This window comes from Gemmatimonas sp. (assembly GCF_041689975.1).
Taxonomy (GTDB): Bacteria; Gemmatimonadota; Gemmatimonadetes; order Gemmatimonadales; family Gemmatimonadaceae; genus Gemmatimonas.
In genome coordinates this window covers 1-5,827 of sequence record NZ_JBDNFF010000304.1, presented here as the reverse complement: position 1 = coordinate 5,827, position 5,827 = coordinate 1, and the positions used below count along the sequence as shown (strand labels likewise).

Below are 5,827 nucleotides of genomic sequence, written 5' to 3'. Positions count from 1 at the left end.
GCCGTTCCATCGTCCACGATTGAGGATCAAGTGCCCGAAGCGTACCATGTCGCGCGCAGAACAACTCAACACGAGCCCCAGCTCTCCGGTATCGATATTCGGAACCCATCGCGCTGTTCGCATACCGATCGGCGTGAACAGTTGCGCCGCACTGTAATTCACCACACTCTGCCCACTCGCGGCGGCGATCACGCCGAACAGCTGATAGTATGCCGGGTTGTTGTAGTAGAATCGCGTGTTGGGTTCGACCACGACCTTGAGTGAGTCGTCGAGTCCACTGCTCATGGACAACAGATGCTTCACGGTGATACGCGATTCGGTGAGCGGCGCTCGTGACCATCCGACACCGAGCCAGCGCGTGGCTGGATCGTCGAACGTGAGCCGCCCCTGTTCGCGTAACCGTCCAACCAGTAACGACACAACGGACTTGCCGGCACTGGCGATGATAGAGTCCTTGGACGGCGTCCAGCCCTTCCAATATCGCTCGGCCACGATGCGGCCGCGCCACGCAATGACGACGGCGGTGGACTTCTGCGTACCCGCCCAGTCTAGCGCGTTGCGCAGTGCGAGGGTATCCCAGCCGAGAGCGGCGGGTGAGATCGTGGCCCACTCGTCGGTGGAGGTCGACGGGAACGCCATGGGCAGTGATTTGGGATCGACCGGAATCGGCGCGGTTGGCGCTACCGTGTCCTTTCCTGCACACGCAGCGACCAACGAGCAAGCCGTCACGACCAGCGCGGCCAGACAAGCGTGGCTGATCGGGTTCCCTGTCACCTTTCGTCGCATCGTACTACTCCATTCGCAGTATGGTGTCGCTGCTCGGAGGTGAGACGCTCGCGCGTTGCCGGAGTTAAGGCAACGGCTGAGCGATTGCGAATAGCTGGAACACGGAAATCACGGATCTCACGGAAGGAGCCAGGGATACGCGAACGGGATCCGGCCAGGCGCGCGTGACAACCATCGACGCTTTTGCTTATCCGTGTTGGTTCCGTTGATCGGTGTGATCCGTGTTCCGGCTGTTGCCAAGCTCGCCGACCGAAGCCGAGTGCTGCGGATTGGGACTTGACCCGATGTCGTGGACGCTCAACTGGCCCTGATTGGGGGGCGGAGGCGGCTTATGAAACTGATCAAGAAGGGAGCACGGCGTGAACGCCGTGGATTGAAATTCAGGTAACCGCGGAAATTGTACAGCGATGGGTTGTCGGCGCCAATGAAGGCGTTGATGCTCCACTGCGCGAACGGCGAAGGTTTGAAAGCCATCAAGGCCGTACCGGTTCCGGCGGAGTACGTATCCGCACCGTTGTCGCTGACTGTGTTCTAGCCGTTTACGTTCGAGATACCGGGCAACCATGGCGGCCCATTTGACGCACCGGTGGGTCCCCGTAAGACGAACTGCCCCACCCGTGTTGGATTTTTACGAAGGTGCACGCGGGATTCGAGTCGGTCATGAACCAGATCGGCAATGCGCGTCAAGTGGCCACGGGCATAGTGGCGGTCGGACGCGCGCAGGAGAACGGGTTCACGTATGGCGATCGTGGATGAAGCACGATCCTATGATTTGCCGCCTGCCGTCAGATCTGTTCCGCGCAATTTGAAGTGCGGCGCGGCGGCCAACAGATGTCGATCATTCGAATAAATATGCGCAAGGCCAAACTCCACGGCGCTGGCGCAGTGAATCGCATCGGCTGCACGCACATAGACGTTCGACGGGAGCGCGCCATACGTCGCCGAGACGCGCTCCAGCACCGTCGAGCTGACGGGCAAGAGGGTCCAGACTCCATCGTCATAATCGGCGTCGAACTGCGCAAGTATGGCGTTTGCATCACGGCGTGTGAACGCATCTTCACGACGCTTTCGATGGATCGCGGCGGCAAACTCAGCCCGCACTAACTCCGACGTGACGAGCTCCATGGTGGCGGCCGCAAACGCGCGAACGTCCGCACTGCCGTGCTCGAGTGCGTAACACTTGACGACGAACGCGGTATCGAAATACGCACGCATACTGCGCGACACATCCGGCATGGTGGTTAGTCCCGCTCGCGATCCGCGCTGATGCCTTCACTCGAATCGCTGGTCAGACCGCGCTGTTCAATTTTTGCGAACGCGGGCAGAATGCGACGATCACGAAAGGAACGGCGCGGCTCGGACTCCACGAACGGAGTGATCGTGGCGATGGGACGACCGTGATCGGTGACCACGAACGCGTACACACCGGCGGCGGCTTCACGCACCACGGCACCGGTGCGCGCATGCAAGTCGCGGATGGAAATATTCTTGACCGGAGTCATGTGACACAATGTGACACACAATGAGGGCGTGGTCAACCCGCTCTCGCCTGGGCCCGTCTCGACCGCGAGAGGAGATACTCGCAAGGGAACTGGCTCGCTCGAACCATGCAGCAGCGGTCCGGCGTTATCGACCTGAAATCATGCACATTAGTCGTCAGAAGTATCCCAACGTTTTTTCGTGGAGAACCAGTGGAAGGTACTCGAAATCAGCGTCTGAATAACCAGGTGGTGGCGTACGTCGTTGATGGGGCGGGACTAGCGCGAACTGGGCCACACTCAGGATCTGTAGCATTCCGCGCACGCGATGCCGGTCAAGCGGTAGAACTTGCTCAGCGATTCATAGGTGCGTCTGCTTCGCGGGCCTTCGCGATCTTCGCGTACTTCGCGCGAACGGCGGTGCCGGCGTCTGCCGCGAAGCGATCGGAGAGCCAGCTGGTTCGCGCGAAGCTCGCGGAGCACGCGAAGCGACGCGAAGAACAGTACAATGATGGAAATGGGCATCGTGCCGACGGACGGGGCGCGGCGAACCACCACGCCTGTTGTCGCGGTGCTTCGGTGCATGACGGTCCGGCGCGCCTCCGCGCAAAAGACCGACATGCCGCGCCTCATCGTTCACGTCGAGGCTAGACAAAACGATTCCGTTCCCCAAGCAAATCAACCACTTACACCGTTCTAATCCCCAAACGTCGGGACGCTACGGATTAGTCGTCAGAAAAGAAGTTGGCGCACTGTCACACGGGACGTCCAACGGTGCAATGGCGGGGGATAATGGAGCCATAACGAGCATTGGTGCGGTGCGCGAGGAACAGGACGTTGCTGTCCTGCATATGAGGAAAATAGCCGCGCCGATCGGAGCACTGGCCGCAGGGGATGAGGCGGCCTCAGTCAATGGTGCGTACAATGTGCGGGCCCCTGCGAAACATCCTTCACGGCCATCGCGCTAGGGAGCGATCGTCAACAGCCAGAATACGGAGACCTCGGATTACACGGAAACGGCCACCGATATGCGGAGTGACTACCGACAGCCCAGCACGATCGTCATCAAGGGTTTTGCGTATCCGTGGTGTTTCCGTTGATCGGAGTCATCCGTGTTCCGGCTGTTGGGTAGGCAGTGGGGAGTAGGGAGTAGGGAGTAACGCCGCGCTCAGCCGACGTTGACGGTCAGTGTGTTTCCGCTGCGTGTGATCGGCAGCTGCGCGAGGCCAGTGGTCGCAGGTCCCCGCGACAATACCCCGGTAGCCGACACGAACTCGCTGCCGTGATTGTTGCAGCGAATACTGTTGCCGATGGACTGCCACGAGAACACGGTGCCCGCGTGCGGGCAGGCAGCGTTGTACGCCACATAGCTGTCGTTGCCCGAACGCACGACGAGCGCGGGCTTGGCACCGCCGGCCAGAATCAGGAGGCCGCGCGTACTGAGATCGGTGGCGGCCGCGATGTCGATCGACCAGACGTTGCCGGACCGCGTCGCTCCAACGGTGGTGCCCGCTGTCGGACCCGGTGCTGTGGCGGAGCTCTCCCCATCGCCGCATGCCCCCAGCAAGGCGCCCATGACGCTGAGCGCGGAGGCGGAGACGAAGTGTCGTCGCGACAGTGTGCAGGTGGTGCATCCTGCAACGATCGCGTCGCCGGATGCGGGAAGATCGTTCGAATGCTGTGAGGGCATGAGTCGTCGGTCGGCGAGGGGGCAAGGCGCAGCGCGGGAAGACTGGGTTACGCCTAGTCTACGCCGATGCGAGAACCACAGTTCCACGGCGGAGATGAGATCCACGTGACTCGTGACCGATCGGTGACGTTCATGCAATGGAAAATCTTGTCCTCGTGAACCGACGAACGAGCGACTCGAACAGTCCCGGCTCGGTGCGGCGCCAGAACGACCAGCACACGGCCGCGCTGAATATCGCGAGGCCGATGGCGATGGCCTCCGCCGGCGTGCGACTGTTTCGCCATGCCAATGAATAGAGCGTGACCGGCAGCGCCACGTGTAGAACATACCACGTGATGGCACGTCGTCCGGTGGCCACGAGCGGCTCCACCACCCAGCGCGGCGCGTGCGGTACGAGCATGAACGCGCTGCCGAGTACCAGTGAAGTGGTGCCGACGGCCGACAGCAAGAACAGCGGCAACGGTGCCAATGACGTGGTGCCCACCAGTCCTTCGCGCGTAAGGGCGTCGACCTGAGGCGCGAGCTGTCCGAGCAGCCGATCGAGCGCAACCGAAAGCCCGAGAGACGACAGCGTGGTGAGCACGCCGACACGCAACAGCCAGCGATGCACCTGCGTGTCACGCAGGTGCTGTTCGGCGAGCACCGTGCCCATTACAAAGAACGCGAGCCACGGCACCACGGGGCGGAAGCCGTCGAATAGCAGGTTCCGCACGAATCCGTCTACCGTCCACACACCGACGTACGTGAGCGTGTCGAGCTGCCAATGCTTCGCCCAATCGAACACCAACATGAGCAGCCGGAAGGCCACGCCCAGTGCGACGCTCACCCAGACGCGGGTGCGCACCGACCAGCGCAAAATCAGTGGGGCGAGCAGCAGCGCCACGCCGTATACGCGAAGAATGTCGCCGGGCCATACGACGAGGTTGATGACACCCATCGTCCACAATACGAGCGCCCGTTTACGCAGCGTCGCCGTGCTCGCGCCATCGGATCTCGACGCTAGGCGCGCCATGCCGAACCCGGCGAGGGTGACGAACGTCGCCGCGGCGCGGCCGTCGCACCACCACAGGATGAATCCGGGCAGGCCGTAGTTCGGTACAGAGGTCGCCAGTGCCAACACGGCATGAATGACGAACATGCCGAGGATGGCCACGGCGCGCGCGAGGTCGATGGCGTCGTCACGCGGGAGGGATGGTGCGGCTGTTACTGAACTCATGCCTCGGCCCTATCGCGTACCGCGGACTGCGAGCGACGGCGGGCCGAGCCCGCGCAGTAGCGTGGAATGGACCAACGCCGGTGCGTCGAGTCGCGCCAACTCACCGGCGGCTACGGCGGTCCACGCCGCGTATACGAGGGCCTCGATCGCGCGAAAGCGCCACGCGCGCGGCACATCGGCGCGCAGGAGACCATCGGCGACCGCGATGTCGAGCACGCGATGCAGCCGTGCATCGACCTCGGCCTCCGCCGCGTTAACTGCCGGGTCGCCCATGAGGTCGCCGCACACCAGCAGGAAGTGCAGCCGGTCGCCGAAGGGCACGAGCACGTCGACCATAGCCTGGAGGGCCGGCGCGGCGTCGAGGCGAAAACACCCCGCGTGCTCGAGCGCGTCGGCGAGTGCAGCAATGCCGTCCAGCGCGGCAGCCTGCAGGAGTTCGGTGCGCGAGGTGAAGTAGCGGTGCAGGGTAGCCTTGCCCACACCTGCCGCCTTGGCGACACTGTCCAGCGACGCCGACGGATCGGCACCCCATACGGTCGCTGCGGCGCGGAGCAAGCGGTTCCGGGCAGAGGTCGAGCTGGGTGTGCTGTCTACCATATGAGACAATATTGTCTCATCTCGCGGAAGAGCCAAGGACTCGGGTGAGGTCCCGGTGAT

At 62.7% G+C, this 5,827-nt stretch carries 6 protein-coding genes; all 6 read right to left on the bottom strand.

Features of this window, described 5'->3' with window-relative positions:
* Positions 1-786 (bottom strand): serine hydrolase domain-containing protein (locus ACESNG_RS18480; RefSeq protein WP_373070258.1); only part of this gene is annotated, 786 nt, incomplete at its 3' end.
* A 765-nt stretch (positions 787-1,551) separates the two neighbouring features.
* Positions 1,552-2,001 (bottom strand): type II toxin-antitoxin system VapC family toxin, encoded by a 450-nt coding sequence (locus tag ACESNG_RS18475; RefSeq protein WP_373058473.1) that lies wholly within the window; start codon positions 1,999-2,001, stop codon positions 1,552-1,554.
* A 26-nt stretch (positions 2,002-2,027) separates the two neighbouring features.
* Complete coding sequence (locus ACESNG_RS18470; RefSeq protein ID WP_373058457.1) at positions 2,028-2,288, bottom strand: type II toxin-antitoxin system Phd/YefM family antitoxin; 261 nt, start codon at positions 2,286-2,288, stop codon at positions 2,028-2,030.
* A 1,144-nt stretch (positions 2,289-3,432) separates the two neighbouring features.
* The gene (locus ACESNG_RS18465) at positions 3,433-3,954 is read right to left on the bottom strand and encodes a ubiquinol-cytochrome c reductase iron-sulfur subunit (RefSeq protein ID WP_373070256.1); all 522 of its coding nucleotides are present in this window, start codon (positions 3,952-3,954) and stop codon (positions 3,433-3,435) included.
* Between the two features lie 130 nt (positions 3,955-4,084).
* The gene (locus ACESNG_RS18460) at positions 4,085-5,170 is read right to left on the bottom strand and encodes a DUF418 domain-containing protein (RefSeq protein WP_373070254.1); all 1,086 of its coding nucleotides are present in this window, start codon (positions 5,168-5,170) and stop codon (positions 4,085-4,087) included.
* Positions 5,171-5,179: 9 nt separating this feature from the next.
* Positions 5,180-5,725, bottom strand: a complete 546-nt coding sequence (locus ACESNG_RS18455) for a TetR/AcrR family transcriptional regulator (RefSeq protein WP_373063618.1) — start codon at positions 5,723-5,725, stop codon at positions 5,180-5,182.
* Positions 5,726-5,827 lie beyond the last annotated feature (102 nt).